Source organism: Mesorhizobium sp. M8A.F.Ca.ET.218.01.1.1 (genome assembly GCF_004791165.1).
Taxonomy (GTDB): domain Bacteria; phylum Pseudomonadota; class Alphaproteobacteria; order Rhizobiales; family Rhizobiaceae; genus Mesorhizobium.
Map to the genome: position 1 here is coordinate 347,334 of NZ_SRUZ01000008.1, position 26,543 is coordinate 373,876.

A 26,543-nucleotide genomic window follows, 5' to 3' on the forward strand; every position below is an offset into this window, starting at 1 on the left:
CGGCGGAAAACGACAACCGCCGCCCCGCCTCATCTTGCATCGATCGAGGATGCGGTTTACGCCCTCCTGCCTAGTTTGAGGACGGATAACCATGCTTGACATCAAATGGATTCGCGACAACCCGAAGGCTCTCGTCGAGGCGCTCACCAAGCGCTCGTGGCCGTCGGCTGAGGCGCAATCCACGGTCGACGGGCTGATCGCCAAGGACGAGGCGCGGCGCGAGCACGTCACCGAACTGCAGACCAAGCAGGAGCGCCGCAACGCCGCCTCGAAGGAGATCGGCAATGCCATGCGTTCGGGCGATGCTGCCCTTGCCGAAAAGCTCAAGGCCGAAGTCGGCGAGATCAAGACCTTTATCCAGAATGGCGAGGCGCGCGAGCGAGAGCTCGACAAGGCGCTGAACGACGCGCTGGCGGTGCTGCCCAATGTGCCGCTCGACGACGTTCCGGTCGGCAAGGACGAGCACGACAATGTCGTCAGGCATATCGTCGGCAAGGTGCCGACGCGGCCGAACTGGGTGAAGGAGCATTTCGAGATCGGCGAAGCGCTCGGCATGATGGATTTCGAGCGCGCGGCAAAGCTGTCTGGCTCGCGTTTCACCGTGCTGAAGGGCGGCCTGGCGCGGATGGAGCGCGCGATAGGCCAGTTCATGCTCGACCTCCACACGACCGAACACGGCTATGAGGAGATCATCCCGCCGTTGATGGTGAAGGACGACGTTCTGTTCGGCACCAACCAGTTGCCGAAGTTCGAGGAGGATCTGTTCTTCACGCCACACGGGGAGGGCAGGCTTGGCCTGATCCCAACCGCCGAAGTGCCACTCACCAACCTCGTGCGTGAGGAAATCACGGCGCACGAAAAGCTGCCGCTGCGCTACACCGCGCTGACGCCCTGCTTCCGTTCGGAGGCAGGCTCGGCGGGACGCGATACGCGCGGCATGCTTCGTCAGCATCAGTTCTATAAGGTCGAGCTGGTGTCGATCACCGACCAGGACTCCTCGCTCGCCGAGCACGAGCGGATGACGCAATGCGCCGAGGAGGTCCTGAAGCGGCTCGAGCTGCCGTTCCGTACCATGGTGCTGTGCACTGGCGACATGGGTTTTGGCGCCCGCAAGACCTATGACATCGAGGTCTGGCTGCCCGGCCAGAACGCCTATCGCGAAATCTCGTCCTGCTCGGTCTGCGGCGATTTCCAGGCGCGCCGCATGGACGCCCGCTACAAGGACAAGGATGGCAAGGGCAACCGTTTCGTCCATACGCTCAACGGTTCGGGCACCGCTGTCGGCCGCGCGCTTATTGCTGTCATCGAAAACTACCAGAATGAGGATGGCAGCGTAACCATTCCTGAAGTGCTGCGGCCTTACATGGGCGGTCTGGAAAAGATCGAATCGAAATAATGCGCATTCTTCTGACCAATGACGACGGCATTCATGCCGAGGGCCTGGCGTCGCTCGAGCGCGTCGCCCGCACACTGTCCGACGATGTCTGGGTGGTGGCGCCCGAACAGGACCAATCGGGCTACGCGCATTCGCTGTCGATTTCGGAGCCGCTGCGGTTGCGAAAAATCGGCGAGAAGCATTTTGCCGTGCGCGGCACCCCGACCGATTGCGTCATCATGGGCGTCAAGAAGATCCTGCCCGGTGCACCCGACCTGATCCTGTCCGGCATCAATTCGGGCGCCAACATCGCCGACGACGTGACCTATTCCGGCACCGTCGCCGGCGCCATGGAGGGCGCGCTGCTCGGCATCAGGTCGATCGCGCTCAGCCAGGGCTACAGCTATGTCGGCGAGGACCGGGTCGTCCCTTACGAGACCACCGAGGCGCTGGCGCCGGCGCTGCTGAAGAAGCTCGTCGCGACGCCATTGCCCGACGGCGTCCTGCTCAACGTCAATTTCCCCAACTGCCTTCCCGAGGAGGTGGCCGGCACAGTGGTCACCACGCAGGGCAAGCTGGTGCACAGCCTGTGGGTCGACGAGCGCCGAGACGGGCGCGGCCTGCCTTACTATTGGCTTCGCTTCGGCCGCGAGCCGGTCGAAGGCAAGCAAGGCACCGACCTCTTTGCCTTGCGCAACCGGCTGGTGTCGGTAACGCCGTTGCAGCTTGACCTTACCGCGCATGAGATCCGTGACCAGCTGAGCAAGGCGCTTGCATGAACCAAGGCTTTCCAATCGATGATCGCGAAGGATTTGCCGCTTTCCTGCTGCGCCTGCGCGGCAGGGGAACGGTGCCGAAGGCACTGATCGCGGCTTTCGAAGCGACACCGCGGCGCGGTTTCCTGGCGGCGCAGTTCCACCAGATCGCCTGGTCGGATCGCATGCTGCCGATCGAATGCGGCGAAGCGATCGAAGGCGCCGACATGCAGGCGGCGGTGATCGCCGCACTCGCCATCGAAACGGGAAACCGTGTGCTCGAGATCGGCACCGGTTCCGGCTACACATCGGCTGTCATGTCGCGGCTGGCGGCGCGCATTGTGACCGTCGATCGCTACAAGACGCTGGTCGAGCAAGCCCGGCAGCGTTTCGAGGCGCTCGGCATCGGCAATGCCATCGTGCGCCAGGCCGATGGCTCCAACGGATTGCCCAATGAAGGGCCGTTCGACCGCATCGTGGCCTGGGCGGCATTCGACAGCCTGCCGCGCTTCCTGCTCGACCAGTTGTCGAGCGGCGGCATCGTCATCGCGCCGATTGGGCCGGAAGAGGGCGAGCAGGTGCTGGCCAAGCTCACCAAGGTCGGCAGCCGTTTCGAACGCGAGGATATCGGCATGGTGCGGCTGCAACCAATCCTGCGCAGCATGGCAGCGGTTATCTAGTTTCGGACAGGCTGCGGATCTCATTTCGGCCCAGCTATCCGTATCGCTGACCATCCTCAAATGTTTTAAGAAAATTTTCGTCGGATTCTAATGGGTTAACCGCCCAGTAACATTAACGCGCTTTAATCCTGTCCAGTTGGTGCAGCGTTTTGTGCGGGTTAGTGCGATGCAACTCAGTGTTTTGAAGGCAAATAGTCGCAATCTGGCGCGGGGCTGCGCTGTTCTGATGATTGCGGGCGCGGCGGCCGGATGCAGTTCCCAGGCTTCGCGGTTCAACAGTGTCGATGACGTCTTTACCTCCTCGACGAACAACCAGCGCGCCATCATCAACAAACAGGATGCGGCGCAGCCCTATCCGGGCGATGTCTCGGCTGCTCCGCTCGACGGCACCCACACGCAGTCGGTGAGCCGCTCCAGTCTCGAACCGGTTTCGAGCCGGCCATTGCCGCCGCCGGCTTCCGCGCAGGCGCAGCCGGCTCCAGCGCTCGCGCCTGCCGCCAATCCGGTGCGTGTCGCATCGGCGCCGGCCCTGGTTCGGCCCGCTCCTCACGTCGACAGGACGACGACCGGCACCGTCGCGCCGGCCGCGAAGCCTTTCAAGAATGCCCAGCCCGACGAGCCGAAGATGGCCCAGGCAGGCACGCCGCACGCCACCGAAATCGTCGTCAGGGACGGCGAGACCATTTCCGGCCTGGCGACGCATTACAAGGTGCCGGCCGATGTCATCATGAAGGTGAATGGCCTGAGCCCGACCAAGGGGCTGAAGTCCGGTCAGAAGATCGTCATCCCGGCCTATGCCTATTCAAGCAAAAGCGAGCCGAAGGTTGCCGACGCAAAGCAGTTGAAGGATGGGCCGGCGAAGGACGGCAAGCACGATCTCCCGGCTTCCGCGCCGGACAAGGTGGCCGTGCTGCCGCAGCAACCGAAGCTGAAGGAAGGCAAGTCCGCCGCTCAGGTCGATGCGTCGGCCGCCGCGAGCCTGCCCAAGGAGCCCAAGCCGGCGCAGGCGGCCAAGGCAACCGGCGCCGCCGGTACCTACACGGTTCAGTCGGGCGACACGATGTCCTCGATCGCCAGGAAGACCGGTGTCGGCGTCGTCGCGCTGAAGCAGGCCAATGGCATGAAGGATGGCTTGTTGAAGATTGGCCAGACGCTGAAGGTGCCGGCCGGCGGAACGGCGACAGTCGCCAGCGCCAAGCCGGCCAAGATCGATCCGGTGACCACGGCCACCACGCAGCCCGCGGCAAAGGCCACGCCGTCGGAAACGCTGGCTTCCTACACGCCGCCGAAGAAGGACGCGAAGGTCATCCAGCAGGCTGAGGACGACGACGCGGTGGCGCCGGGTGCCACGGGGATCGGCAAGATGCGCTGGCCGGTTCGCGGCCGGGTGATTTCCGGTTTCGGATCCGGCAAGGACGGCGTCGACATCGCCGTGCCGTCAGGCACGCCGGTCAAGGCGGCCGAGAACGGCGTCGTCATCTATGCCGGCGATGGGCTCAAGGAATTCGGCAACACGGTGCTGGTGCGCCACGAGAATGGTCTGGTCACCGTCTATGGCCACGCCAGCTCGATCGAGGTGCAGCGCGGCCAGAAGGTCAAGCGCGGCCAGGAAATTGCCCTGTCCGGCATGAGCGGCACGACGGACTCGCCGAAGCTGCACTTCGAAGTGCGCAAGAACTCGGCTCCGGTCGACCCGTCAGGTTATCTCGAATAGAATAAAAAAAGCGATTTGCGGGCCGCCTGACCTCCAGTCCAGCCCGCCGGCTCAGGCCCGCCCCGAAAGGAGCGGGCTTTTTCAGTTTTGTCGGATGCCTGTTGCTCAAGGCTCAAAGGTGATCGCGCAGGGTGTCGGCGATCATGACCTCGAGGCTGCTGGCCTTGATGCCGAGAAGGACCTCCGCGTCGGAAGAATCCACCAATAAGGGGTTCTCAAAAAGATAACTCATCTCGATCAGCTCATGCATGCCCAATGCCTCCATCTCGGCGATGGAATAGGAACGCGTTTCTGAAATCTCTCGCCGAAGCATCGCAGCGGTTTTCTGGATGAGCTCCCTGGGTGAGGCGTATTGCGAGGGAACGTGAAACGCGCGCCCCCATTCGCCCGTGTAGCGGGAGGCCGCGACAAGCGTCCTGGCGACGTCCTTGGTGAAGGCCCAGGCATGCGTCGCATCGAGGTTTCCAATGAAAGCGGTGGGTTTCCCCTCGATGATGGAAGGCAGCGCAACAAGCGAGAAGTAGCTGATGGCGCCATGTCCGAGATAGTCGCTCGACCGCACTTCGATCGCCGGTACATTGGCCCGAACCGCCCGCTGCCACATGATCGTCCTGGCGGTTCCTTTCTTCGAAGTCGGGTCCAGGGAAAGGTCGGAGCGAAGCGGGCTGTCGGCATTTTCCCCATAGCCATACAGGTTTCCCAGTACGATGAGCTTGGCGCCCACCGTTTCGGCCGCGCGCACGGTACCGTCGATGATGGGGAAGAAGTCGGTCGGCCACCTGTGATAGGTGGCCATGGCACACATGAAGATGGCATCGGCGCCTTGGCAGACACGCGCGAGGTCCGAGGCATCGGTGGCGTCGGCTTGTACGGCCCGCACATTCCGCAATCCGTTCGAACCGACGCTTCGGCTGGTGAGAACGACGTCATGTCCTTCCTCGCCAAGAAGGCGAGCGGTTTCGCGACCGACCGGGCCGGCTCCGACAACAACATAGAAACTCATGGCATAGCCTCTCTTCCAGGTTTGATGGAGAGGCGTGAGTACAGGTCCACGGCATTGAAAATCGCGCGGGAATTGCCAAATCTTGAACAGGTTTTGCCATGAATCGAGAGAGCATGCGTTCGCAATACGCTTCGGCCCAAGCCGCGTCCGACGTAACAATGGCCTCCCGGCATGTCGAAGCTGGCGTCCATCGTCTGTCCCGGGCGCCACACCATCGCATCATGGTGCATGCCAGCGCGGCGACGCGTTCCTACTGCAATCAGGTCGGACGATATTTCGTCAGGCGCGCTGGTGATATCGACTTGGTGCCGGCCGGCCAGGAAGGCGGCTTCGAGGCCGAAACCCCGTTCGACACGATAGAGATTGCGTTGCAGCCGGCGCTGATGGAAAGGGTGGCGGCGGAACTTGGCGGCAAGGCACAAGCAGTGCGGTTCGACACGCGTCACCTGCTTCGTGACCAGCGCATCGAACATCTCGCCCGGGCGCTCGAGAGCGAATTGAAGTCGAACTCGCCGAGTGACCCTTTGTTTGCCGACAGCATTGGCGCCGCACTGGCGGTGAGGCTGCTTGGCCTCGGCGAACCTGATATCGGTCGAACGAACCGTTTGTCGGATACCCAGCTGAAACGCGTGCTGGAGTACATCGAGGCGGCTCTCCACGAGCCGCTTTCGACCCATCGACTAAGCCGGGTTGCCGGCGCGAGCAGCTCGCATTTGCGGACATGGTTCAAGGTGGCGACGGGCGTCACCCTGCACCGCTACGTGTTGCGACGTCGCGTCGAACGCGCACGCGTTCTGCTGTTGCGAGGCGATCTCAGCACAAGCGAAGTGGCGGAATTGACCGGCTTCGCGAACCAGTCACACCTGGCGCACTGGATGCGCCGCGAGATCGGCCAAACGCCGGGCGATCTGCGACGGGCTCAACCGCCCGGATGACGTTGCGCCCGCGACGCGATCAAACGCATCAATCCTTCAACGGCTTGCCAAGCCGGCCGGCCAGATCCTGCGTGAACTGCCAGGCGACGCGGCCGGAGCGGCTGCCGCGCGTCGTTGCCCATTCGAGAGCCTCCGCCCGCAACTGCTCGGGGTCTATATCCAGGCCATGATGGCTGGCATAGCCGTTGACCATGTCGAGATATTCGTCCTGCGAACATTTGTGGAAGCCGAGCCAGAGGCCGAAACGGTCGGATAGCGAGACCTTTTCCTCGACCGCTTCGGACGGGTTGATGGCGGTCGAGCGCTCATTGTCGATCATGTCGCGCGGCAACAGGTGACGGCGGTTCGATGTGGCGTAGAAGATGACGTTGGCCGGGCGTCCCTCGACGCCACCTTCAAGCGCCGCCTTCAGCGACTTGTAGGACGTATCATCATGATCGAAGGACAGGTCGTCGCAAAACAGGATGACGCGGAAAGGGGCCGCCTTCAGCAAGCTCATCAGCTTCGGCAGCGTGTCGATGTCCTCGCGGTGGATTTCGATCAGCTTGAGCGGCAGGTCGGACTTGGGCTTTTGTGATTTGGCCTTGGCATTGATCTCGGCATGCACGGCCTTGACCAGCGACGATTTGCCCATGCCGCGCGCGCCCCACAACAGGACGTTATTGGCGGCGAAGCCGGCGGCGAAGCGCTCGGTGTTGTCGACGAGGATGTCGCGGACGCGGTCGACGCCGCGGATCAGGCCGATGTCGACGCGATTGACCTTGCGCACCGGCTCCAGATAGCCGGGATCGGCCTGCCAGACGAAGCAGTCGGCCACGTCGAGGTCGGTTTCAGGGACCGGCGGCGGAGCGAGGCGGCCGACCGCTTCGATCAGGCGGTCGAGTTTCTGGTTCAAGGCATCGATGCTGGTATCGGTCATATCAGGTCTTTTTGCTTTGGTTTTTGCAGTGGCAGGCGGACCCGGTTCGATACCGGCGGTTTCGAAACCGGTTGCAACCATTTGTTCGAACGTGATCTTTTCCGAAAACCGGCTCGCGCTTTTCGCGATCCTGCTCTAACACGGCTAAACAGGCCGGAAAAGCGGCGGATTTGCCCGGTCGCGCAGTTGCATTGACAACTTTACCGACTATATTCCGGCCAAATTTCTAGGGGCCGCCAAATTCCACAAGACGGTTTGGCGGCTGTTTTCAAAATTCAGGAGTACCTCGATGTTCGTGACACCGGCATACGCCCAAGGCATCGGCGGCGCCTCTCCCGATATGTTCATCAGCATTTTGCCGTTTGTCCTGATTTTCGTGATCATGTATTTTCTGATCATCCGCCCGCAGCGCACGCAGCTGAAGAAGCGCGGCGAGATGCTGGCGGCGGTTCGCCGCGGCGACACGGTCGTCACCGGCGGCGGTTTCGTCGGCAAGGTGACGAAGGTGATCGACGACAACGAACTCGAGATCGACCTTGGTGGCGGCACCAAGGTGACGGCGCTGCGCTCGACGATTGCCGACGTGCGCGTCAAGGGCGAACCGGTCGCCAACCAGAACGCCAAGAAATAACCAAATTCCAGGCGGAGCGATCCGCGGACACGCTCTGACGGACGACGCCATATGCTTTATTTCTCGCGCTTCAAGATGATCCTGATCTGGCTGGCCGTGGCCGCCACAGTGGTCCTCGCCGCGCCGAATCTGTTCCCCGCCAGCACGCTGGCCCAGCTCCCCAGCTGGGTGCCGAAGCGGCAGATGACGCTCGGCCTCGATCTCCAGGGCGGCTCGCACATCCTGCTGGAGATGAACCAGAACGATCTGATCAAGGATCGGCTCGAGACGACGCGCGATGAAATCCGCACACTGCTGCGCGATGCCAAGATCGGCTATACGGGTCTTGCCGGTACCGGCAAGACCCTGCAGGTCCGCATCACCGATCCCGCTCAGCTCGATGCCGCCAAGAAGGCGTTGAAGAGCTTGACCGATCCTGTCGCAGCCGGCTTGTTCACAGGCGGCTCCATCCAGGAAATGTCGCTCGACGATTCCGAGCCGGGGCTGCTCAAGTTCACCGTCACCGACGCCGGTATCAAGTATCGCACATCGACCGCATTGGCGCAGTCGATCGAAGTGGTCGAGCGCCGCGTCAACGAACTCGGCACGACCGAGCCCATCGTGCAGCGGCAGGGCGACGACCGCATCCTTGTCCAGGTGCCCGGCCTGCAGGATCCGCAGCGGCTGAAGGAAATCCTCGGCCAGACCGCGAAGCTGACCTTCCAGATGGTCGACCAGTCGATGCCGGTGCAGGATGCGCTCAGGGGACGCCCGCCGGCCGGTTCTTCGGTGCTCTATTCGCAGGACGATCCGCCGGTTCCATACCTGATCGAGAACCGCGTCATCGTATCGGGTGAAAACCTCGTCGACGCACAGGCGACATACAATTCGCAGAACAACGAGCCGGTGGTTTCGTTCCGCTTCGATTCGAAGGGCGCTGCCCGCTTCGGCCAGGCCACCGCGCAGAATGTCGGCAAGCTGTTCGCCATCATCCTCGACAACCAGGTGATCTCGGCGCCGCAGATTCGCGAGCCGATCCTTGGCGGTACCGGCCAGATCTCCGGTAATTTCACTGCCCAGAGCGCCAACGACCTCGCCGTGCTGCTGCGCGCCGGCGCGCTGCCCGCGACATTGACCGTCATCGAGGAACGCACCGTCGGTCCGGGCCTGGGCCAGGATTCGATCCATGCCGGCAAGGTCGCCGGCATCATCGGTTCGATCCTCGTCGTGGCGTTCATGTTCGTCGCCTACGGCTTCCTCGGCTTCCTCGCCAACATCGCGCTGGCGGTGCACGTGGCGATGATCGTCGGGCTGCTGTCGCTGCTTGGCGCGACGCTGACTTTGCCCGGTATCGCCGGTATCGTGCTGACCATCGGCATGGCGGTCGATTCCAACGTGCTGATCTACGAGCGTATCCGCGAGGAGCGACGAGCCGGCCGCTCGGTGATCCAGGCGATCGACACCGGCTTCTCGAAGGCGCTGGCGACCATCGTCGATTCCAACGTCACGTCGCTGATTGCGACAGTGGTGCTGTTCTATCTCGGTACCGGACCGGTGAAGGGCTTTGCCATCACTTACGCCATCGGCATCCTGACCACGGTCTTCACCGCTTTCACCTTCACCCGCTTGCTGGTGTCGATCTGGCTGCGCCGTGCCCGCCCGAAGGAGTTGCCACGCGCACCGATAACCTTCGTACCGCCCGGCACGAAAATTCCGTTCATGGGCATCCGTCGGTGGACGTTCGCGCTGTCGAGCGCATTGTCGATACTGTCCGTGGTAGCGTTCATGAGTGTCGGCATCAATTACGGCATCGATTTCAAGGGTGGTTCGCTGATCGAGGTTCAGTCCAAGACCGGTGATGCCAATCTTGCCGACATTCGCGGTAGGCTGTCGGAACTCAACATCGGCGAAGTGCAGGTTCAGCAGTTCGGCGCGCCGAACGACGTGCTGATCCGCGTCGGCACGCAGGATGGCGGCGAAAATGCCGAGCAGACGGTCATCGACAAGGTCCGCGGCGAGCTGCAGGACCAGTATGATTTCCGCCGCGTCGAAGTGGTGGGACCGACGGTTTCCGGTGAACTGGCCAAGCAAGGCACCATCGCCATGATCGTCGCGCTGCTCGGCATCCTGGTCTACGTCTGGTTCCGCTTCGAATGGCAGTTCGCGGTCGGCGCCATCATCGCGACGGTGCACGACGTGGTCATGACGCTCGGCTTCTTCGTCATCTCCGGGCTCGAGTTCAACCAGTCGTCGTTGGCGGCGATCCTGACCATCATCGGCTATTCGCTGAACGACACGATCGTCGTCTATGACCGCGTCCGTGAGGATCTGCGAAAATACAAGCGAATGCCTCTACCGCAGCTGCTGAACAACGCCATCAACGAGACGCTGTCGAGAACGACGCTGACGTCGGTGACGACCAGCTTGGCGCTGCTGGCGCTGGTGTTGTTTGGCGGCGAAGTGATCCGCTCCTTTACCTTGGCGATGCTGTTCGGCGTCGTGTTCGGTACCTATTCGTCGATCTTCATCGCGGCGCCGTTGCTGATCCTGTTCAAGCTGCGGCCGCAGGCTTCGGCCGATGAGGAAAAGCCGGTGAACGGCGGCAAGGCCGTCGCGACCTGACGCGCGGCCCGAAGGGTGACAGAGTGGTGACCGGCAAAGGCATCGTCATCCGCGAGGCGCATTTCCCCGGCCGCGCGCCGATCGAGGCCTATGGCAATGGCGGGTTTCGCTTTGCCGACATGTCGCATCGCGGCTCGCTGCTCTGCTTGCCCACGGGCATCCATGGCTGGGAGCCGGCAAATCCCCTGGCGCTGACCGTCGCGGATTTCGACAAGCTTCTGGCGGAAGCCGACAAGGTCGAGATCCTGCTGGTCGGCATGGGCAGGGATTTGCGGCCCTTGCCGGCGGCGCTGCGGGCGGCGCTGAAAGAGGCCGGCATAACGTCCGACCCGATGTCGACCGGGGCCGCGGTCCGGACCTACAATGTCCTTCTGGCGGAAGACCGCGCCGTGGCCGCGGCGCTCATCGCCGTCGATTGATATGTTGCAGAACGCCAAAATCGTCATGGACGCGGTGCGCGCCGCCGACCATGACAGGTATCTCACCGCGCTCTACGCGCCTGCCGACAAGCGCGACGCGCTGTTTTCGCTCTACGCCTTCAATGCCGAGATCGCCGGCATCCGTGACCGCATCCATGAGCCGTTACCCGGCGAGGTGCGGCTGCAATGGTGGCGCGATGTCATTGCCGCCGGCGGTGAGGCGGGCGCGGGCCATCCCGTTGCCGACGCCTTGAACCTCACCATTACAGCATTCAAGCTGCCAAAACTGGCCTTCGAGAACATGCTCGAGGCGCGCATCTTCGATCTCTACGACGACCCGATGCCATCGCGCACCGATCTGGAGGGCTATTGCGGCGAGACGGCGGCCGCCCTCATCCAACTCGCGGCGATGGTACTCGATCCCGCCGACGCGCCAGGGTTTGCCGAACTGGCGGGTAGGGCGGGTTGTGCGCAGGCGATTACGGGGCTTTTGCTTCTGTTGCCGCTGCACCGCAGGCGTGGACAGTGTTTTATCCCGGCCGACATCCTGGCGGCGGCGGGCTCGTCGCCGGAAGAATTTGTTGCCGGCGACGGCGGGCCTGGTGCCCGGCGCGCGGTGGCGGCGATGATCGCGCTGGCGCGCGAACACCTGTCGGCCTTCGAGCAAGGCGCTGCGGCGCTGCCGGGGTCGTTGCGTTCGGCATTCCTGCCGCTGGCGCTGTCACGCGCCTATCTCGCCAAGATGGAAGGCTCGCGCCACTCACCGCTCGGCGGCGTGGCACGGCTGTCGGCGTTGCGCCGGCATTGGTTGCTGCTGCGTCGTGCAGGCAAGGGTTGGCCAGCACTTTGACGTAAACGTCAATCGTGTTAAGGAGTCCGCCTGCCGAGAACTGTCGCCGAAGACGACGGGCCGGCCGGGAGGAAATCCATGAGCTTGTCCGTACTGGTTGCGATCGTCGTGCTCGGCATGGCGCTGTCGGGACCGCATGTTCGGCACCTTCGTCGAGGAGCTGGAAGAAGATCGGCCGCGCTATGGGATCGTCAAGAACCTGGGCACCTTCAACCCGCTGAAGGTGGCGTTCCACGAATGGATCGGCATGTTCAGGGACGCCTTCGCACCCGATCTGACGCCGCGCGAGCGCCTGAACTACCTGATCAAGCCGCCGGGATGGAGCCATGACGGTTCGCGCGACACGTCGGAGACGCTGAAGGCAGCGTATCTGCGGAGAAATCCGGGGGAGGCGGGCAAGCCCGGACTGCCGTCGGCAGGTGTCGAGGCCGCGGAATAATATCGCCTGAGGACTGATCGGGCTGTCCGCTACTCCGCCGCCTGAGCCGTCTCCGCCGGCAAACCCAGCCACTGTCGACAGTCACTCCGCGCTCGCGACGTGATCGCATGCCGTTTGGCCACGGTTTTGTCCTTGCCGCGCATGCGCTTGCCTTCGGTCTTCGGCGCTTCGACGGGCGGGAACAGGCCGAAATTGACGTTCATCGGCTGGAAGGATCTTTTCCCGGGCTCGTCGTCGGAAACGATGTGGCCGCCGGTGATGTGGTTGAGCAGCGCGCCGAAGGCGGTGGTGAGCGGCGGCAGGGACGGTGCGTGGCCAAGCCGCTCGGCTGCGGCAAAGCGCCCGGCGAGCAGGCCGATGGCTGCACTTTCGACATAGCCTTCGCAGCCGGTGATCTGGCCGGCAAAACGCAGGCCGGGCCGCGACTTTAGCTGCAGCGAGGCGTCGAGCAAGGTCGGAGAATTGATGTAGGTGTTGCGGTGCAGGCCGCCGAGGCGGGCGAAGTCGGCGTTTTCCAGGCCCGGAATAGTGCGGAAAATACGCACCTGCTCGGCGTGCTTCAGCTTGGTCTGGAAGCCGACCATATTGTAGAGCGTGCCCAGCGCATTGTCCTGGCGCAACTGCACCACGGCATAGGCCTTCACGGTCGGATTGTGCGCGTTGGTCAAGCCCATCGGCTTCATCGGTCCGTAGCGCAGCGTTTCGACGCCGCGCTCGGCCATGATCTCGATCGGCAGGCAGCCGTCGAAATAGGGCGTGCCTTCCCACTGCTTGAATTCGGTCTTCTGGCCGTCGATCAGCGCCTGTACGAAGGCGAGATATTGGTCCTTGTCCATCGGACAGTTGATGTAGTCCTTGCCGGTGCCGCCAGGCCCGACCTTGTCGTAGCGTGACTGGAACCAGCAGGTATCCATATCGATCGTGTCGAAATGGATGATCGGCGCGATGGCGTCGAAGAAGGCCAGCGCATCGGCGCCGGTCGCCTCGGCGATTGATTGGGCAAGCGACGGTGCGGTCAGCGGCCCGGTGGCGATGATCGCCTGGTCCCACTCCGCCGGCGGCAGCCCTGGCACTTCCTCACGCTGTATCGTGATCAGCGGATGCGCCTCGAGCTTTTTGGTCACCGCCTCGGAGAAACCGTCGCGGTCGACGGCCAGCGCGCCCCCGGCCGGCACCTGGTTGGCGTCGCCGGCACTCATGATCAAGGAGCCCGCCAGCCGCATTTCGGCGTGCAGAAGGCCAACGGCGTTGTTTTCGGCATCGTCGGAGCGGAAGGAATTGGAACAGACCAGTTCGGCCAGGCCGCCTGTCTTGTGGGCGTCGGTGCCGCGAACCGGGCGCATTTCATGCAGCATGACGGGCACGCCGGCTTGCGCCACCTGCCATGCCGCTTCGGAACCGGCGAGGCCGCCGCCGATGATATGGATTGGATTTTTGCTCATGGCCGCCGGAATAATCGCTTGCAGCCGCGATTGCAATTGTCGCGCGGCGGTAACGCAAACGCTGGTCGGGAAAGCCTCTTCTGAAAACAACAACACCCGCCGAGGGAGGAGGTCCGGCGGGTGTCGTTTTGGGGGTCGACCCTCGGGAGGAGGTGAAGATCGACCGTATTCGTCATCGCCGGGGAGGAGGTCGGCTCAGACGAAATTCCTTTCGCATTTTTTAAAGAGGGCGAAACCTCTGGGGCAAAATTCGTTTGCCCCGGGGAAACAACGCCCGCCGCGGGAGGAGGTGCGGCGGGCGCCGTTTGGGTGGCCAACCCTCGGGAGGAGGTGAAGGTTGGGCCTATTCGTCATCGCCGGGGAGGAGGTCGGCTTTGACGAAATTCTTTTCGCAACTTTAAAGAGGGGCGAAGCCTCTGGGGCAAATTCGTTTTGCCCCGGGGAAACAACGCCCGCCGCGGGAGGAGGTGCGGCGGGCGCCGTTTTGGTGGTCAACCCTTGGGAGGAGGTAAGGGCTGACCGTATTCGCTTGAGGTCGGGGAGGAGGTCGACCTCAGCGAAATTCTGTTAGATCGCCCTGCGGGCGACGATCTTGATTTCGTCGCGGACGATACCGAGATCATGCAGCTGGCGGTTCGAAAGGCGACCCAGCTCGGTAACCGTCTCGCGATAAACGCGCCAGTTACGATAGTTGCGGATCAGGTTCATTGTCGTTCTCTTTTTCAAAACTGGTTCGGACCATTCGCGGTCCGAAGAATTAGACCGCCTTGCGAGCGACGTAAGGAATGTCGCTGCGGCTGATGCCGAGGTCGGTCAGTTCACGGTTGCTCAGGCGGCTCAGCTCGGAAACGGTGTCCCGGTAGCGGCGCCAGTTGCGGTAGTTGCGGATCAAGTTCATGGTAGTTCTCGTTTCGTCTTTCTTGCGGATCATTCCGTTTGTGTACGAACCATAAGTAGGGGGACCCATATCGATTTAAAAGCGCTATGGCTGCATGGCAGCAATGCAAATTGTGCAATGCAACATTAACGCGCCTTCACGGACCTGACACAAAGAAGCCAGAATCAGAAAGTGCCGTGACGTCAACGGTTTGGGTGCGTCGGTTAAAATGACGACCGGGTGGGGAGAGAGGACATGGCGGGGTACTCGACACGGATCAGGGCCGACATCGAGCGGTGGCGGCAGGCAGGACTGATCGACGCCTCGACGGCCGACGTGCTGAGGCGCGACGTCGAGGCCAACGCACGCCAGTCGCTCAGCTTCGGCTCGATCCTCGCAATGATGGCGGCCCTTCTCTTTGGAGCCGCCATCCTGATCTTCGTCGCCGCCAACTGGGATGCGATTCCGCGCCTGGCGCGAGTGGCGGCGCTCTTTGCCATTATCCTCGGCGGCTATGTCGGCGGCGCGGTGCTGAAGACGCGCGACCACGCGGCAATCGGCGAAGCGCTGTGGATCGTGGCGGCGGCCGCGTTCGGCGGCTCGATCGCGCTGATCGGCCAGATGTACCATTTGTCTGGCGACGAGGCTTCGGCTCTGGTCACCTGGGGCGCCGGCACGGCGTTGGCGGCGGTGGCGCTGCGCTCAAACCCGCTGACCGTGGCAGCAGTTGGCATCGCCGACGCCTGGCTGTTCCTGAAAGGGTTCGATTATTACAGCCGCAGCGGCTTTCCGCATGCCTTCGTCGTCATGGCGATCGTGCTGTTTGCCATCTCGTTCTGGACCCGCAGCCAGCCGGCGCGGCACCTGATCATCCTGTCGCTGCTCTTCTATCTCATATTGCTGGCGATGGATCATGCGACGCTGCCGGTAGCGATCCCGCAGGTCATCGTTTCGGCGCTGCTTTTCGCGGGTTCGGTCTTTGCGCCGGAACCTGTCGACAGGATCGTGCAGCTCGGCGGCCGCTTGCCGCTGCACGCATTGCTCGGCTTCCTCACCGGCCTGGCCATCATCCAGTTCGAACTGGCCGACGAAAGTACCTACAACAGCGGCTTCGCCATCGCTTCGGTCGTCGCGCTGGCCGGCATCGTCGCGGCTATCGTGCTCGCAGGGCGCGAGAGCCGGGGCCTGCGCTGGCTTGCCTATCTCGGTTTCGCCTTCGAACTCGCCATCATCTACGTCGTGACCTTGCAGTCGATGCTCGATACGGCCGGCTTCTTCCTTGCTGCCGCGGTACTGCTCGGCGTGCTTGCGATCGTCATCATCCGCGTCGAAAAACGCATGAAGGGTCCAGTCAGCGGGGGAGCCACGGCATGATGACCGGAAAGAGGCTTGTCATCTCGGCGCTGGTGCTGGCGCTCGTCCAGATCGGATTCCTGAGCTGGATCATCGCTGGGGCGGCGATCCTGCGCAATGGCAAGGAAGTGCTGCTGAAGATCGAGCCCGTCGACCCACGCGATCTGCTGCGCGGCGACTATATCATCCTCGGCTACGACATCTCGCGCATACCGGTGAAGATGATCGCCAACATTCCGGCCGACAAATTCTCCAGCGACGATACCTCGATCGTGGTCCGGCTGAAAAAGGGCGCCGATGGCTACTGGACACCGACCATCGCCTGGTTCGGCAAGGCGCCGACGCCGGCCGCCGCGGAGGAGGCCGACATTTCGGGCCATGTCGCCGCCGGTTGGGACCTGCGTGGCGAAGGCATGACAATCGCGCCGGATTACGGCATCGAACGCTTTTATCTGCCCGAAGGCGAGGGACTGGCGATCCAGACCGACATGCGGGTGCGGCCATTCGGGATCAAGCTGGCGCTCGCCGCCGATGGCACGGCGCAGATCAAGGCGCTGGTGGATGGCGACAAGACGCTGTTCGAGGAGCCGCTTTACTAGGTCGTGGGAGGCACGATAACGCCGGTCCTCGTTCGCCAAGGCTTCGGAGGACACTCCTTCGTCTAACGAGCTTCGTGTGGCCTGCCACCCAAAGTTCGAAGAGCGAAGGGTGGTGCGGGTAGAGGGACTCGAACCCCCACGATCTCTCGCCAGAACCTAAATCTGGTGCGTCTACCAGTTCCGCCATACCCGCGTGGCCCGGCAATCCCATGTAGCCATCATTCTGTCAATGTCGGAGACAACATGTCGGGTCAGGACCGAAATGTGGTTATTCGCCTAAACGCGAAGACTGTTGAAAATTAGGCTCGCCTGTGACAAAAGGCGTGTCAAATGTGACGGGACGCGACGATCCGCTTCTGCAGAATGTGATAAGAAGTAGGAAAAACAAGAACTTATTCACATTTTGGAACGCAGTTTGGGAGAGTTTGAGCCGCATTTCCGGTCAAATCGCCAGGTTCCGTACCAAAAGCCATTCCCGGCAAGAATTACCGGCAGGCTGTGAACGGCAGGGAGCCGTTTGGCAGTCTCATTGGTGAAAACAAAGGTTTTACGATGCAGGTCACCGAAACACTCAATTCCGGTCTCAAGCGCGAGATCAAGATCACCGTGCCGGCCGGTGATATGGAAGCCAAGCTGATGGCCCGGCTGTCGGATGCCCGCGACAAGGTCCGCATCAACGGCTTCCGTCCGGGCAAGGTGCCGGTGCAGCACCTGCGCAAGGTCTATGGCAAGTCGTTCATGGCCGAAGTGGTCAACGAGATCCTCAACGACTCGACCCGTTCCATCATCACCGGGCGCGGCGAAAAAGCCGCCATGCAGCCCGAGGTCATCATGACCGAGGACGAGAAGGAAGCCGAGAAGATCCTGGCCGGCGGCGCCGACTTCGAATTCCGCCTCAACTATGAGGTCATTCCGGCGATAGAGATCAAGGATTTCTCCGACATCAAGGTGACGCGGCAGGTGTTCGACGTTCCCGATTCGGAAATCGACGACCAGGTCAAGCGCGTCGCGGAATCGGCACGCAGCTACGAGCCGAAGGCCGGCAAGGCCGCCGAGGGCGACCGGGTCAGCATCGACTATGTCGGCAAGATCGACGGCGAGGCTTTCGCCGGCGGCGCCGGCAACGACCAGCCGCTGGTGCTGGGCTCCAAGGAGTTCATTCCGGGCTTCGAGGAACAGCTGATTGGCACCAAGGCCGGCGACGAGAAGCAGGTCACCGTAACCTTCCCGGAAAACTACCAGGCGGCGCATCTGGCCGGCAAGGAAGCGACCTTCGACGTCACCGTCAAGGAAGTGTCGAAGCCCGGCGAACTGGAAATCAATGACGAGACCGCCAAGAATCTTGGCCTGGAGTCGCTCGAGCGCCTACGTGACATCGTGCGCGGCCAGATCGAGAACCAGTTCGGCTCGATGACGCGCCAGAAGGTCAAGCGCCAGCTGCTCGATCAGCTTGATGCGGCCTATTCGTTCGAAGCACCGTCGAAGCTCGTCGAGGCGGAATTCAACAACATCTGGGCACAGGTCAACCGCGACCTGGAAGCCGCCGGCCGCACCTTCGCCGACGAAGAGACGACCGAGGAAGAGGCGCGCGCCGAGTACATGCGTCTTGCCGAGCGCCGCGTGCGCCTTGGCCTGGTGCTGGCCGAGATCGGCGAGAAGGCCGGCGTCACCGTGTCGGATGAGGAACTGCAGCGCGGCCTGTTCGAGCAGGTTCGTCGCTTCCCGGCCAACCAGCAGCAGGAAGCTTTCGAGTTCTATCGCAGCAACCCCGAGGCGCTCAACGCGCTCAGGGCGCCGATGTTCGAGGAGAAGGTTGTCGACCACCTGCTCGAACAGATCTCGGTCACCGACGTCAAGGTCAGCAAGGAAGAGCTGATGGCCGACGACGAGGAGGCCGAAACCGCGACCAAGGCGAAGCCGGCCAAGAAGGCCGCCGCGAAGAAGGCTGACGACAAGAAAGCCGACGACGCGGAAGAGCCGAAGAAGAAGGCCGCACCGAAGAAAAAGGCGGCCAAGGACGCCGAATAGACCGGACATTCCAACGAATTCCGAAAGGCCGCCTCCGGGCGGCCTTTTTCGTTGCGAAATTGCAACATCGGATTCGTTCCTGGTGGGCACCGGTGGCGGTGCGAAGCCTTGATCATTATCTGGTTGGTTGGAAGACCAGAGGTAGTTGGCAATGTCGTTGCGGGTGTTCGTGGAACTGAGGCGCGCTGCCGCCACCGTGTTTTTCCTGGCCTTGGCCTGCGGCGCTGCCGGGGCCGGCACGGACAATTGGCGTTTCGATACCGGCAATGACGGCCTCGTCACCGCCTCTCTCTATGCCACTAACAAGTTGATCACCGGGGGCGGCGCGCTGAGCTACAGCCCGGTGCTGACAATTGCCTGCCGGGCGGACGGCGAGCCCGCCTGGACCGAATGGCTGCAGTTGAACGACGCGGTTTCCGCCAGCCGGAAAATCACCATGTCGGTCACGATCGACAGGGACAGCAAATTCGACGAGAGCTGGTCGGTCGGCACACGCGCCAGGATGCTGATGCGCGATGGCGCCGACGGCATAAAGCGCCTCGTTCCGGCAAATCGCCTGCTGCTGTCGTGGCGTTTCGGACTGCTGTCCGGGCGCGGTCAGGCCGATTTCGACCTGGCCGGCTTCGGTGAGGCGGTCAGCCAGATTGCCGCGACTTGTCAGACGGAAGTGCCCTGAGCCACCGCAGACCGCCTAAAGCCCGTCGCGTCGCAACGGTTTGACGCGCTTTTGGCCTTTGCTTCCATGCATGTCGTTGTTCCCGAAACCGTAATCAATTTTGGGCGACATGCATCAAACCTTCGTACGGTCGACCTCTTCTACCTGCCAGCCAGATTCTGTGGTATATAGATGCCGCAATTCCATATGGGGAGAAGCGGATAATCTGTTCTCCCGTGCAAGGCGCATGGTACCGACATGCGCGCAGATCGTCTCAGGGACATTTGACGATCAGGAGGAAATGCCATGCGCTTGATCGCGTTTTTCGCCGTCGCCTCTCTTGCAACCTTCATCGCCAATCCATCGCAAGCTCAGGACGCTGCGGCTGGTGAGAAGGTCTTCACCAAATGCAAGGTTTGCCACATCGCGGACGAGGACAAGAACAAGATCGGTCCATCGCTGCATGGCGTCATCGGCCGCGCCGCCGGTACGCATCCGGATTTCAAATATTCCGATGCCATGATCGCCGCCGGCAAATCCGGCGTCAAATGGGACGAACCGACATTGACGACCTACCTTCATGACCCCAAGGCCATGGTCAAGGGGACCAAGATGACGTTTCCCGGCCTCAAGACCGATGCGGACGTGGCCAACGTCATTGCCTATCTGAAACAATTCTCTCCGTAACCCTGTTCTTTCACCGGCTGAAATGTCGACCCAGGAAGGCCGCCTCAAGGATACCGGCATCCGCCTCTCGGAAGCGACAGCGGGCGACTTCTTCGCGCTCTTGAAGCCGCGAGTGATGGCGCTGGCCGTATTCACTGCTTTCGTCGGCCTGATGGTGGCGCCCGGCGCGATGAATCCGGTCATTGCCGTGATTGCAATCGGTGCGATTGCAGTCGGGGCAGGGGCGGCCGGGGCCCTCAACATGTGGTACGACGCCGACATCGACGCGCTGATGTCTCGCACATCAAAGCGGCCCGTTCCGTCGGGCCGCGTCACGCCAGGCGAAGCTCTCGGCTTCGGCCTGGTGCTTTCGGCGCTTTCGGTCATGACGCTCGGCGTGCTGGTGGGGTGGCTTGCCGCGCTGCTGCTGGCCTTCACCATCTTCTTCTACATCGTCATCTATACGATGTGGCTGAAGCGCTCGACGCCGCAGAACATCGTCATCGGCGGTGCGGCGGGTGCCCTTCCTCCGGTCATTGGCTGCGCGGCCGCGACTGGCGCCATCGGCATTGAGAGCTTGATCCTGTTTCTGATCATCTTCCTGTGGACGCCGCCGCATTTCTGGGCACTGGCGCTGTTCAAGGTCGGCGACTACGCGGCTGCCGGCATTCCGATGATGCCGAACGTGGCCGGCCAGGCCTCGACCAGAAAACAGATATTCGCCTATTCACTGTTGTTGGCGCCGATCGGCGTGCTGCCCTGGATGCTCGGATTCGCGAGCGCGTTTTATGGGATTGCGTCGGCTGCATTGGGCGCGGGTTTTATCTGGCACGCCTGGAAGGTTCTGGTCGTTGCAGACAAGGAGACGAAGCCTGCGAAAGCGTTGTTTGCCTTCTCGATTTTCTATCTTTTCGCGATCTTTGCCACACTGCTTGCCGACACCGTCGCAACACGGGCGTTCATGTCAGCCGGAGGTTGACGCCGTTGTTGCCACACCCGCCGGCTCGACACCGCCAGTCCGCAATTGTTGCGTTGAAGACCCTGCGAGCAGACCAGGATCGGCTCCGATATCAAGATGGTATTGCCCAAAATCCCAGGATCAGCAAAGCGACTATGCCAAGGCCGAGTATGAGAAGCGTCCTTCCGTCCATGACCTTCACCCTTGACCCGGCGCATGGTCCTGAAAATCGAAAATCGATCTTCAGCAGGAACCATGCGTCAATCAACGTGGTACGGCGCCCTTCGCGTGTCTAAAAAGGGCACGCGGCGCTGTACCAGAATATCGAAAAAACCCCGCCGGAGCTAGCCAGACCGGCGGGTCTCCCTCTGACAAAGCGCGACAAGTCTCCGGCAAGAGAGTATGTTGTTTGCGGTGCAGGTCGCGGTTTTGCGTGGCCAGTCACACAGAACGGCAGCACCACGAAACCGCGACTTTACCGGACCAGGTCTGGAGGAACGGTCATGGCAAGCTTTCACGTGATTGCAGGTTCCAGCGAGACGCTGGAACATATCGGAATTCGAAAAATCGGTGTTTCCGACCTTTTCGACGCGCTCAAGCGGGGCGTCGACGATTTCATGGTCAAACCATCGCACATCGTTTTTCTCTGCCTGATCTATCCGCTGGTGGGAGTCGTGCTCGCCGCCTGGACTTCCGGCGCCAATGCTTTGCCGTTGTTGTTTCCACTGGTCTCGGGTTTCGCGCTGGTTGGCCCGTTCGCGGCGATAGGCCTCTATGAAATTAGCCGCAGACGGGAAGCCGGGCTCGACACTTCCTGGCGGCACGCATTCGAAGTCAGAAATTCTCCGGCGCTCCCCGCCATCGCGGCGGTCGGGATCATGCTTCTGGCAATCTTCATCACCTGGCTTTTGACGGCGAAACTCTTCTACGAATATCTCTTCGGTCCGGCTCCGCCGGAATCGATATCCAGCTTCATCAATGAGATATTCGCCACCGGACGCGGTTGGTCGCTGATTGTCCTGGGGCATGCCATAGGCTTCGTCTTCGCAGTGGTGGTTTTGTGCACAACGGTTGTCGCCTTCCCATTGCTGCTCGATCGCGACGTCGGCGCCTACGAAGCCATTCACACCTCGGTGCGTGCGGTGCTGGCGAACCCGATCACCATGGCTGTCTGGGGACTGATTGTCGCCGTCGCCCTGATCATCGGGTCGCTGCCGGTGTTCGTCGGGCTGGCCGTCGTGTTGCCGATCCTCGGTCACGCCACCTGGCATGTCTACCGCAAGGTCGTGGAGCCGCCAGCCGGGTCGGCGAGTTGAGGACGTTGCGCCTCCCTGCATCGGCGAGGTGCCGGTGCAGGGCTGATCGAAGCCGTCAGGAGGCCGGGTGACTGAAGCGGCCCTGGTATGCGCCCATGGTCAGATTGCGGAAATCCTTGCCGCTGACATGCACCAGCGTTCGATGGTCGCCGCCTTCGAAGTAGACGTCGGCGGCGTCGCCAAGGCTTTCATCGACGATCACTGGCACATCGTAGGCGGCGCCGATCGGCGGGATGGCGCCAGTGTCGCAATCATCGAAGAGCAAAATCACCTCGTCTTCGGAAGCAAGGCCAAGACGCTTGTCCATGACGTCTTGCAACCTGCCAAGTTCGATCCTGTGGGTGCTCGGAACCACGGCCAGCGTATAGCCAAGCTCGTGGTGAACGACCACGGATTTCGCCATGATGCTGCCGGGCACATGCGCGGCTAGTGCCGCCTGCCGGCTTGTCGACGTGCGATGGTGAGCGACGGTGTCGTAGGAAATTCCCTTGCCGTCGATGAAGTCCTTCAATTTGTTTGCGATCGTCATCCTGGCCTCCCTTGTTTGAGCATGTTCTTTTCCGAACCGAAGATCAGCACGGCAAACCCGGGTCCATTTTTAGGAAAACTGGACCAGCGGCCGATAGTTTCAAGGCGCCGGCAAGAGGGCTGCACGCATGCGAGATCCGTGGGTTCTGCCCGGAAATGCCAAGGGCAAATCCGGTGTGCGCGTCAGGGGCCGGCTCCGAAAAACGACAGCCGGGTGAAAAGCGTGTAGTCGGCCTCAAAGACCATCATGGTCACGAACACCAGCACCAGTATCGGCGGCAGAATGATCGCATAGGCCAGCGCCAGCCGTTCCCAGGCCATGTGCATGAAGACAGCGACGATCAGCCCTGCCTTGAGGATCATGAAGATCAGGATCAGCGACCATCTGAGATAGCCGTGAAGGCCGAAATAATCGACCAGGTAGGAGCAGGTGCTGAGGATGAACAGCCATGCCCAGACCACCAGATAGAGCTTGATCGGATGTTCCTGATGCAAGTCGGCATGTACGATGGCCGCCGGCGCTTCATGTGCATGGCCAGTGTGAAGTGCGTGTTGCCCCAGGCCGTTTGCGGTTGCTTCAGCCATATCTGCCTCTCACCAAAGATAGAAGAATGCGAAGATGAACACCCAGACCAGATCGACGAAGTGCCAGTACAGCCCCATGATCTCGACATTCTCGTAGCGGCCCGTGCGGCTGGTGAAGAATCCGCGCCGGCCGGTGTCGTAGTCTCCACGCCAGACCTTGCGGGCCACGATGATCAGGAAGATCACCCCGATCGTCACATGGGTGCCGTGGAAACCGGTGATCATGAAGAAGCATGAGCCGAATTGCGCGGCGCCCCAGGGATTGCCCCAGGGCCGCACCCCTTCGGTGATAAGCTTGGTCCATTCGAAGGCTTGCATGCCGACGAAGGTCGCGCCGAGTGCCGCGGTTACAAGCATGAGGATCGCCGTCTTGCGGCGGTCGCGGCGATAGCCGAAATTGACCGCCATGGCCATCGTTCCGCTGCTTGAGATCAGCACGAAGGTCATGATGGCAATAAGGATCAGCGGGATATCGGAGCCACCGATGCGAAGCGCAAAAACCTCACTCGGATTGGGCCACGGCACACGCGTCGAAATGCGCGCGGTCATGTAGGAGAGCAGGAAGCAGCCGAAGATGAAGGTGTCGCTGAGCAGGAAGATCCACATCATGGCCTTGCCCCAGGACACGTTCTTGAACGCACGCTGATCTGAGGACCAGTCGGCGGCAATGCCTTGCCAGCCCGTGGGCCGTGGTTCCGTCTGGCCGATATGTGTCAGTGTCTCTGCCATCCGCTTGATCCTCTCAGGTCAGCAATCGTTGGCAAATGTCGACGAATGTCGCGGCCCAGCCGGCCAGCAGCGCGAAGATGGCGAGCCAGACGAAGAGCAGGAAATGCCAGTACATGGCGCACAGTTCGACGCTGAGGCGAAGCCGCTCCGGCCGCGCTCCATTCCAGGCGCCGGCGGTGGTTCTGCCGAGGCCCACAAGCCCGCCCAATATGTGCAGGCCATGCATGCCGGTGATCAGGTAGAAAAAGCTGTTGGCCGGATTGGAGCTCAGGAGATAGCCGTCGTCGGTCAGTTGCCGCCATGCCATGAGCTGTCCGATCAGGAAGGCGAGCGCCGTGAGCCCGGCGGTGACAAGACCGAGCCTGACCATGTCGACTTGGCCCCTGCGCGCCGCCACCGAGGCGCATTGCAGGGCTACGCTGCTCAGGATCAGCACGCCGGTGTTGAACCAGAGCAGCCGCGGCAGCGGCAGCGGCTGCCAGTCCGACACCGTCATCCGCATGAAATAGGCGCTGGTGAAGAGCGCGAACAGGCAGCCGACAACGGCGAGGAAGACGCCGAGGCCGATCTTGGCGGTGGGCAGCGCCGACCTGTCGAAGGCGACAAAATCGCTGGCCAGGCCTTGCTCGAGCCATGGCTTGCCCATCAGCCTCTGGTGTGAAAGCCACCATCCGGCAAAACCGGCAATGACGAGCAGGAAGACCAGGATGACGCTCATGCCGGTTCCCTCGAGGGGCCGAAGGAGCCCGGCATGTTCTGCGGAATGAAGTCCTCCTTGGCGCCCGGCACGCTGTAGTCATAGGCCCAGCGGTAGACGATCGGCAGATCCTTGCCGAAATTGCCGTGGGCCGGCGGTGTATGCGGCGTCTGCCATTCGAGGGTCGTGGCCCGCCACGGATTGCCGCCGGCCTCGCGGCCATGGCGGATGCTCCAGATCAGATTGAACAGGAACACCATTTGGGCAAAGCCGACGATGAACGCCATGATGCTGATGAACGAGTTCAGGTGGTGGGCCGACTCCGTCATGATCGTCATGTCGGTCAGTTCGGCATAGCGCCGCGGCACGCCCATCAGGCCGAGATAGTGCATGGGAAAGAAGATCAGATAGGCGCCGAGGAAGGTGACCCAGAAATGGAACCGGCCCAGCATCTCGTTGAGCATCCGGCCGGTGACCTTCGGGTACCAATGGTAGATCGCGCCAAAAACCACGAGGATCGGGGCGACACCCATGACCATATGGAAGTGGGCAACGACGAACATGGTGTCGGACAGTGGGACATCGACGACGACATTGCCGAGAAACAGCCCGGTCAGCCCGCCGTTGACGAAGGTGACGATGAAGGCCAGGGCAAACAGCATCGGTATGGTGAGATGGATGTCACCGCGCCACAGTGTCAGCACCCAATTGTAGACCTTGATGGCCGTCGGAATGGCGATGATCAGTGTCGTGGTGGCGAAGAAGAACCCAAAATAGGGGTGCATGCCGCTGACATACATGTGGTGTGCCCAGACCACGAAGCTCAGCGCGCCGATGCCGACGATGGCCCAGACCATCATCCGGTAGCCGAAGATGTTCTTGCGGGCATGGGTGCTGATCAGGTCGGATACGATGCCGAAGGCCGGCAGCGCCACGATGTAGACCTCGGGATGGCCGAAGAACCAGAACAGATGCTGGAACAGGATCGGGCTGCCGCCATTGTGCGGCAATTGCTCGCCCATCTCGGAGATCGCCGGCATGAAGAAGCTTGTGCCGAGCGCGCGGTCGAGTAGCATCATCACGCTGGCGACGAACAGCGCCGGAAAGGCAAGCAGCGCCATGACGGTCGCGGTGAAGATGCCCCAGACGGTCAGCGGCAGGCGCATCATCGTCATTCCGCGCGTGCGGCCCTGCAGCACCGTCACCACATAGTTCAGGCCGCCCATCGTGAAGCCGATGATGAACAGGATCAGCGACGAGAGCATCAGGATGATGCCCCAGCCCTGGCCACCCGGTGTGCCGCTCAAAATGGCTTGTGGCGGGTACAGCGTCCAGCCGGCCCCCGTCGGTCCGCCGGGCGCAAAGAAGCCCGACACCAGAACCAGCACGGCGAGCAGGTAGATCCAGTAGCTCAGCATGTTGACATAGGGAAAGACCATGTCGCGGGCGCCGACCATCAACGGGATCAGGTAGTTGCCAAAGCCGCCGAGGAAGAGGGCGGTAAGCAGGTAGATCACCATGATCATGCCGTGCATGGTGATGAACTGGTAGTAGGCCTCCGGAGTGATGAAGTCGAACGTGCCGGGGAAGCCGAGCTGCAGCCGCATCAGCCAGGACAGCACCAGGGCGACCAGACCGATGCCCGTTGCTGTCGCCGAATACTGGATCGCGATGACCTTGGCGTCCTGCGAGAAAACGTATTTCGTCCACCAGCTGCGCGGATGATAGAGTTCCACTTCCGCGACTTCGGCGGGCGGGATGCCGTCCGCAGGGGTGATGTCGACCATAG

Annotated in this window: 26 protein-coding genes, 1 tRNA gene and 1 pseudogene; 17 read left to right on the forward strand and 11 right to left on the reverse strand. The window is 61.9% G+C overall.

Annotated features, from left to right (window positions below; translation table 11 throughout):
- The first annotated feature begins 91 nt into the window (after positions 1–91).
- From serS to EN861_RS27795, 4 genes are all read left to right on the forward strand, one after another.
- The gene (serS, locus tag EN861_RS27780) at positions 92–1,396 is read left to right on the forward strand and encodes a serine--tRNA ligase (RefSeq protein WP_135866835.1); all 1,305 of its coding nucleotides are present in this window, start codon (positions 92–94) and stop codon (positions 1,394–1,396) included.
- Entirely contained in the window at positions 1,396–2,154 is a 759-nt protein-coding gene (surE, locus tag EN861_RS27785; protein WP_127281111.1) for a 5'/3'-nucleotidase SurE, read from the forward strand. Before serS ends, surE begins: the two co-directional genes overlap by 1 nt.
- Positions 2,151–2,810 carry a protein-L-isoaspartate(D-aspartate) O-methyltransferase gene (locus EN861_RS27790; protein WP_127872656.1) on the forward strand — a complete coding sequence of 220 codons (660 nt, stop codon included), beginning with the start codon at positions 2,151–2,153 and terminating at the stop codon, positions 2,808–2,810. Before surE ends, EN861_RS27790 begins: the two co-directional genes overlap by 4 nt.
- Positions 2,811–2,976: 166 nt before the next feature.
- Positions 2,977–4,524: a peptidoglycan DD-metalloendopeptidase family protein gene (locus tag EN861_RS27795; protein WP_135866837.1), complete on the forward strand. Its 1,548-nt coding sequence runs from the start codon at positions 2,977–2,979 to the stop codon at positions 4,522–4,524.
- A gap of 112 nt (positions 4,525–4,636) precedes the next feature.
- Here the strand turns inward: EN861_RS27795 and EN861_RS27800 are convergent, their stop codons facing one another.
- Positions 4,637–5,527: an NAD-dependent epimerase/dehydratase family protein gene (locus EN861_RS27800; protein ID WP_135866839.1), complete on the reverse strand. Its 891-nt coding sequence runs from the start codon at positions 5,525–5,527 to the stop codon at positions 4,637–4,639.
- A 113-nt stretch (positions 5,528–5,640) separates the two neighbouring features.
- Here EN861_RS27800 and EN861_RS27805 point away from each other — a divergent pair, with 113 nt between their 5' ends.
- On the forward strand, positions 5,641–6,462 hold the full coding sequence (locus EN861_RS27805) for an AraC family transcriptional regulator (protein ID WP_135866841.1): 822 nt from the start codon (positions 5,641–5,643) through the stop codon (positions 6,460–6,462).
- Between the two features lie 28 nt (positions 6,463–6,490).
- On the opposite strand, the gene EN861_RS27810 is transcribed toward EN861_RS27805, so the two are convergent.
- Complete coding sequence (locus EN861_RS27810; RefSeq protein ID WP_127872652.1) at positions 6,491–7,381, reverse strand: ATP-binding protein; 891 nt, start codon at positions 7,379–7,381, stop codon at positions 6,491–6,493.
- Positions 7,382–7,670: 289 nt separating this feature from the next.
- On the opposite strand from EN861_RS27810, the gene yajC reads away from it, so the two are divergent.
- The 5 genes and pseudogenes from yajC to EN861_RS27835 all read left to right on the forward strand — a co-directional run.
- Complete coding sequence (yajC, locus tag EN861_RS27815; RefSeq protein WP_010909882.1) at positions 7,671–8,012, forward strand: preprotein translocase subunit YajC; 342 nt, start codon at positions 7,671–7,673, stop codon at positions 8,010–8,012.
- A 51-nt stretch (positions 8,013–8,063) separates the two neighbouring features.
- Entirely contained in the window at positions 8,064–10,613 is a 2,550-nt protein-coding gene (secDF, locus tag EN861_RS27820; RefSeq protein ID WP_135866843.1) for a protein translocase subunit SecDF, read from the forward strand.
- Between the two features lie 26 nt (positions 10,614–10,639).
- Positions 10,640–11,032 carry an Mth938-like domain-containing protein gene (locus EN861_RS27825; RefSeq protein ID WP_127872650.1) on the forward strand — a complete coding sequence of 131 codons (393 nt, stop codon included), beginning with the start codon at positions 10,640–10,642 and terminating at the stop codon, positions 11,030–11,032.
- Position 11,033: 1 nt separating this feature from the next.
- Positions 11,034–11,882, forward strand: a complete 849-nt coding sequence (locus EN861_RS27830; RefSeq protein WP_189343749.1) for a phytoene/squalene synthase family protein — start codon at positions 11,034–11,036, stop codon at positions 11,880–11,882.
- A gap of 130 nt (positions 11,883–12,012) precedes the next feature.
- Positions 12,013–12,321: pseudogene (locus EN861_RS27835) on the forward strand (sterol desaturase family protein); the annotation flags it as partial.
- 29 nt (positions 12,322–12,350) lie between these two features.
- Here the strand turns inward: EN861_RS27835 and trmFO are convergent.
- The 3 genes from trmFO to EN861_RS27850 form a co-directional block, all read right to left on the reverse strand.
- On the reverse strand, positions 12,351–13,763 hold the full coding sequence (gene trmFO / locus EN861_RS27840; protein ID WP_135866845.1) for a methylenetetrahydrofolate--tRNA-(uracil(54)-C(5))-methyltransferase (FADH(2)-oxidizing) TrmFO: 1,413 nt from the start codon (positions 13,761–13,763) through the stop codon (positions 12,351–12,353).
- Between the two features lie 567 nt (positions 13,764–14,330).
- Entirely contained in the window at positions 14,331–14,471 is a 141-nt protein-coding gene (locus tag EN861_RS27845) for a DUF1127 domain-containing protein (RefSeq protein WP_013895120.1), read from the reverse strand.
- Between the two features lie 49 nt (positions 14,472–14,520).
- Entirely contained in the window at positions 14,521–14,661 is a 141-nt protein-coding gene (locus tag EN861_RS27850; RefSeq protein ID WP_013531315.1) for a DUF1127 domain-containing protein, read from the reverse strand.
- 234 nt (positions 14,662–14,895) lie between these two features.
- Here EN861_RS27850 and EN861_RS27855 point away from each other — a divergent pair, with 234 nt between their 5' ends.
- Positions 14,896–16,014 carry a DUF2157 domain-containing protein gene (locus tag EN861_RS27855; RefSeq protein WP_135866848.1) on the forward strand — a complete coding sequence of 373 codons (1,119 nt, stop codon included), beginning with the start codon at positions 14,896–14,898 and terminating at the stop codon, positions 16,012–16,014.
- Positions 16,011–16,592: a GDYXXLXY domain-containing protein gene (locus EN861_RS27860; RefSeq protein WP_135866850.1), complete on the forward strand. Its 582-nt coding sequence runs from the start codon at positions 16,011–16,013 to the stop codon at positions 16,590–16,592. The genes EN861_RS27855 and EN861_RS27860 overlap by 4 nt, the downstream gene beginning before the upstream one ends.
- Before the next feature lie 110 nt (positions 16,593–16,702).
- Here EN861_RS27860 and EN861_RS27865 read toward each other — a convergent pair.
- A tRNA-Leu gene (locus tag EN861_RS27865) sits at positions 16,703–16,785 on the reverse strand.
- A 359-nt stretch (positions 16,786–17,144) separates the two neighbouring features.
- Here EN861_RS27865 and tig point away from each other — a divergent pair.
- The 5 genes from tig to EN861_RS27890 all read left to right on the forward strand — a co-directional run bounded on the left by tig (position 17,145) and on the right by EN861_RS27890 (position 22,215).
- On the forward strand, positions 17,145–18,620 hold the full coding sequence (gene tig, locus EN861_RS27870; RefSeq protein WP_127872647.1) for a trigger factor: 1,476 nt from the start codon (positions 17,145–17,147) through the stop codon (positions 18,618–18,620).
- A 151-nt stretch (positions 18,621–18,771) separates the two neighbouring features.
- Positions 18,772–19,296, forward strand: coding sequence for a hypothetical protein (locus EN861_RS27875; protein ID WP_167531454.1), 525 nt, complete (start codon positions 18,772–18,774; stop codon positions 19,294–19,296).
- 285 nt (positions 19,297–19,581) lie between these two features.
- A complete protein-coding gene (locus EN861_RS27880) occupies positions 19,582–19,962 on the forward strand; it encodes a cytochrome c family protein (RefSeq protein WP_135866852.1) in 381 nt (126 codons plus the stop codon).
- 22 nt (positions 19,963–19,984) lie between these two features.
- Positions 19,985–20,920, forward strand: coding sequence for a heme o synthase (locus EN861_RS27885; RefSeq protein ID WP_135866854.1), 936 nt, complete (start codon positions 19,985–19,987; stop codon positions 20,918–20,920).
- A 482-nt stretch (positions 20,921–21,402) separates the two neighbouring features.
- The gene (locus tag EN861_RS27890) at positions 21,403–22,215 is read left to right on the forward strand and encodes a DUF2189 domain-containing protein (RefSeq protein ID WP_127276667.1); all 813 of its coding nucleotides are present in this window, start codon (positions 21,403–21,405) and stop codon (positions 22,213–22,215) included.
- Positions 22,216–22,270: 55 nt separating this feature from the next.
- Here EN861_RS27890 and EN861_RS27895 read toward each other — a convergent pair whose 3' ends face one another.
- The 5 genes from EN861_RS27895 to ctaD form a co-directional block, all read right to left on the reverse strand.
- The gene (locus tag EN861_RS27895) at positions 22,271–22,744 is read right to left on the reverse strand and encodes an aminoacyl-tRNA deacylase (RefSeq protein WP_127276669.1); all 474 of its coding nucleotides are present in this window, start codon (positions 22,742–22,744) and stop codon (positions 22,271–22,273) included.
- A 182-nt stretch (positions 22,745–22,926) separates the two neighbouring features.
- A complete protein-coding gene (locus EN861_RS27900; RefSeq protein ID WP_127276671.1) occupies positions 22,927–23,328 on the reverse strand; it encodes a cytochrome C oxidase subunit IV family protein in 402 nt (133 codons plus the stop codon).
- Between the two features lie 9 nt (positions 23,329–23,337).
- Complete coding sequence (locus EN861_RS27905; RefSeq protein ID WP_127872646.1) at positions 23,338–24,057, reverse strand: heme-copper oxidase subunit III family protein; 720 nt, start codon at positions 24,055–24,057, stop codon at positions 23,338–23,340.
- A 13-nt stretch (positions 24,058–24,070) separates the two neighbouring features.
- Positions 24,071–24,775 (reverse strand): cytochrome c oxidase subunit 3, encoded by a 705-nt coding sequence (locus EN861_RS27910; RefSeq protein ID WP_127872645.1) that lies wholly within the window; start codon positions 24,773–24,775, stop codon positions 24,071–24,073.
- Positions 24,772–26,541 carry a cytochrome c oxidase subunit I gene (ctaD, locus tag EN861_RS27915; protein ID WP_127872644.1) on the reverse strand — a complete coding sequence of 590 codons (1,770 nt, stop codon included), beginning with the start codon at positions 26,539–26,541 and terminating at the stop codon, positions 24,772–24,774. The genes EN861_RS27910 and ctaD overlap by 4 nt, the downstream gene beginning before the upstream one ends.
- Positions 26,542–26,543: the final 2 nt, after the last annotated feature.

What these genes read in the sequence shown, in the direction of transcription:
- EN861_RS27885 (WP_135866854.1), top strand. Translation starts at nt 19,985, where the DNA reads ATGTCGACCCAGGAAGGCCGCCTCAAGGATACCGGCATCCGCCTCTCG.
- EN861_RS27795 (WP_135866837.1), top strand. Translation starts at nt 2,977, where the DNA reads ATGCAACTCAGTGTTTTGAAGGCAAATAGTCGCAATCTGGCGCGGGGC.
- EN861_RS27880 (WP_135866852.1), top strand. Translation starts at nt 19,582, where the DNA reads ATGCGCTTGATCGCGTTTTTCGCCGTCGCCTCTCTTGCAACCTTCATC.
- yajC (WP_010909882.1), top strand. Translation starts at nt 7,671, where the DNA reads ATGTTCGTGACACCGGCATACGCCCAAGGCATCGGCGGCGCCTCTCCC.
- EN861_RS27895 (WP_127276669.1), bottom strand. Translation starts at nt 22,744, where the DNA reads ATGACGATCGCAAACAAATTGAAGGACTTCATCGACGGCAAGGGAATT.
- ctaD (WP_127872644.1), bottom strand. Translation starts at nt 26,541, where the DNA reads ATGGTCGACATCACCCCTGCGGACGGCATCCCGCCCGCCGAAGTCGCG.
- EN861_RS27800 (WP_135866839.1), bottom strand. Translation starts at nt 5,527, where the DNA reads ATGAGTTTCTATGTTGTTGTCGGAGCCGGCCCGGTCGGTCGCGAAACC.
- EN861_RS27855 (WP_135866848.1), top strand. Translation starts at nt 14,896, where the DNA reads ATGGCGGGGTACTCGACACGGATCAGGGCCGACATCGAGCGGTGGCGG.
- surE (WP_127281111.1), top strand. Translation starts at nt 1,396, where the DNA reads ATGCGCATTCTTCTGACCAATGACGACGGCATTCATGCCGAGGGCCTG.
- EN861_RS27905 (WP_127872646.1), bottom strand. Translation starts at nt 24,057, where the DNA reads ATGGCAGAGACACTGACACATATCGGCCAGACGGAACCACGGCCCACG.
- EN861_RS27845 (WP_013895120.1), bottom strand. Translation starts at nt 14,471, where the DNA reads ATGAACCTGATCCGCAACTATCGTAACTGGCGCGTTTATCGCGAGACG.
- serS (WP_135866835.1), top strand. Translation starts at nt 92, where the DNA reads ATGCTTGACATCAAATGGATTCGCGACAACCCGAAGGCTCTCGTCGAG.
- EN861_RS27890 (WP_127276667.1), top strand. Translation starts at nt 21,403, where the DNA reads ATGGCAAGCTTTCACGTGATTGCAGGTTCCAGCGAGACGCTGGAACAT.
- tig (WP_127872647.1), top strand. Translation starts at nt 17,145, where the DNA reads ATGCAGGTCACCGAAACACTCAATTCCGGTCTCAAGCGCGAGATCAAG.
- EN861_RS27860 (WP_135866850.1), top strand. Translation starts at nt 16,011, where the DNA reads ATGATGACCGGAAAGAGGCTTGTCATCTCGGCGCTGGTGCTGGCGCTC.
- EN861_RS27790 (WP_127872656.1), top strand. Translation starts at nt 2,151, where the DNA reads ATGAACCAAGGCTTTCCAATCGATGATCGCGAAGGATTTGCCGCTTTC.
- EN861_RS27910 (WP_127872645.1), bottom strand. Translation starts at nt 24,775, where the DNA reads ATGAGCGTCATCCTGGTCTTCCTGCTCGTCATTGCCGGTTTTGCCGGA.
- trmFO (WP_135866845.1), bottom strand. Translation starts at nt 13,763, where the DNA reads ATGAGCAAAAATCCAATCCATATCATCGGCGGCGGCCTCGCCGGTTCC.
- EN861_RS27830 (WP_189343749.1), top strand. Translation starts at nt 11,034, where the DNA reads ATGTTGCAGAACGCCAAAATCGTCATGGACGCGGTGCGCGCCGCCGAC.
- secDF (WP_135866843.1), top strand. Translation starts at nt 8,064, where the DNA reads ATGCTTTATTTCTCGCGCTTCAAGATGATCCTGATCTGGCTGGCCGTG.
- EN861_RS27805 (WP_135866841.1), top strand. Translation starts at nt 5,641, where the DNA reads ATGCGTTCGCAATACGCTTCGGCCCAAGCCGCGTCCGACGTAACAATG.
- EN861_RS27875 (WP_167531454.1), top strand. Translation starts at nt 18,772, where the DNA reads ATGTCGTTGCGGGTGTTCGTGGAACTGAGGCGCGCTGCCGCCACCGTG.
- EN861_RS27850 (WP_013531315.1), bottom strand. Translation starts at nt 14,661, where the DNA reads ATGAACTTGATCCGCAACTACCGCAACTGGCGCCGCTACCGGGACACC.
- EN861_RS27900 (WP_127276671.1), bottom strand. Translation starts at nt 23,328, where the DNA reads ATGGCTGAAGCAACCGCAAACGGCCTGGGGCAACACGCACTTCACACT.
- EN861_RS27810 (WP_127872652.1), bottom strand. Translation starts at nt 7,381, where the DNA reads ATGACCGATACCAGCATCGATGCCTTGAACCAGAAACTCGACCGCCTG.